Source organism: Streptomyces bohaiensis, from assembly GCF_012033785.1.
GTDB lineage: Bacteria > Actinomycetota > Actinomycetes > Streptomycetales > Streptomycetaceae > Streptomyces > Streptomyces bohaiensis.
In genome coordinates, this window is sequence record NZ_JAAVJC010000520.1 from 1 (window position 1) to 1,403 (window position 1,403).

Here is a 1,403-nt window from a genome sequence, read left to right on the forward strand (position 1 = left end):
TGCCGGTCCCGCCGGCGGACCGGCGGCCGCTCCGCCGCCGCCGGTCCCGGCCGTCGGGGCCTGCCCGGGCCGGGCCGACCGCGCTAGGTTCCTCCTATGAACGTAGCAATCACATCCGGATACGTGGTGCCCGTCGACGGCGACCCCATCGAGGGCGGCACCGTGCTGATCACCGACGGCAGGATCGCGGCCGTCGGGCCCGACGCCGAGGTCGAGATCCCCGAGGGGGTCAGGCGGGTCGACGCCACCGGCCGGTGGGTGCTCCCCGGCTTCGTGGAGGCCCACGGCCACCTCGGCGTCTCGGAGGAGGCCGAGGGCTGGGAGGGTCAGGACACCAACGAGATGACCGACCCCAACGGCGCCCGCCTGCGGGCACTCGACGCCATCAACCCGGCCGACATCGGTTTCCACGACGCGCTGGCCGGCGGCGTCACCAGCTCGGTGGTCAAGCCCGGCTCCGGCAACGTCATCGGCGGCCAGACCGTGGCGATCAAGTGCTGGGGGCGGACTGTCGACGACATGCTGCTGCGGCAGCCGGTCAGCGTGAAGAGCGCGCTGGGCGAGAACCCCAAGCGGGTCTACGGCGACAAGAAGCAGCTGCCCTCGACCCGGCAGGGCGTCGCCGCCGTCATCCGGGACGCGCTGACCAAGGCCCAGGACTACCGGGTGCGGCGCGACCACGCCGCCGCCGAGGGCAAGCCGTTCGAGCGGGACAACACCTCCGAGGTGCTGGTGCGCGTCCTGGACGGTGAGCTGCCCTGGTGCCAGCACACCCACCGCGCCGACGACATCGCCACCGCCCTGCGGCTGGCGGACGAGTTCGGCTACCGGGTCGTGATCAACCACGCCACCGAGGCGCACCTGATGGCGGACGACATCGCCCGCCGCGGCGTCCCGGTCATCAGCGGCCCGCTCTTCACCACCCGCCGCAAGGTCGAGCTGCGGCACCGCACCCTGGCCAACCCCGGAATCCTGGACCGGGCCGGGGTGAAGGTCGCGATCACCACCGACCACCCCGTCATCCCGATCAACTTCCTGGTCCACCAGGCGACGCTCTGCGTCAAGGAAGGCATGGACCGCGACGCCGCGCTGCGCTCCATCACCCTCAACCCGGCGGAGATCATGGGGCTCGACGACCGGGTCGGCGCGCTCCGCCCCGGGCTCGACGGCGATGTGGTCGTCTGGTCCGGCGACCCGCTGGACGTGATGAGCCGCGCACTGCACACCTTCGTCGACGGCCGCGAGGTCTACACCTGGGACGAGGCGACCCGCACCGGAGAGGTCGCGGACCCGTACTACCGCGTCGGGGTGCCCGCGGTCTCCGGGCTGTGGCGCGAGACGCTCAACACCGACGGGACCCGCTACGGCGGCAGCGGAGTCGGAAACCCGGAGCCGCTGCGGAC

The 1,403-nt window shown here is 72.7% G+C and carries 1 protein-coding gene; it reads left to right on the forward strand.

Translation table 11 applies throughout. The annotated features are described in order from the left end of the window. Window positions 1–96: 96 nt before the first annotated feature. On the forward strand, window positions 97–1,403 hold a 1,307-nt coding region (locus HCN52_RS24435; protein WP_168090589.1), incomplete at its 3' end, for an amidohydrolase.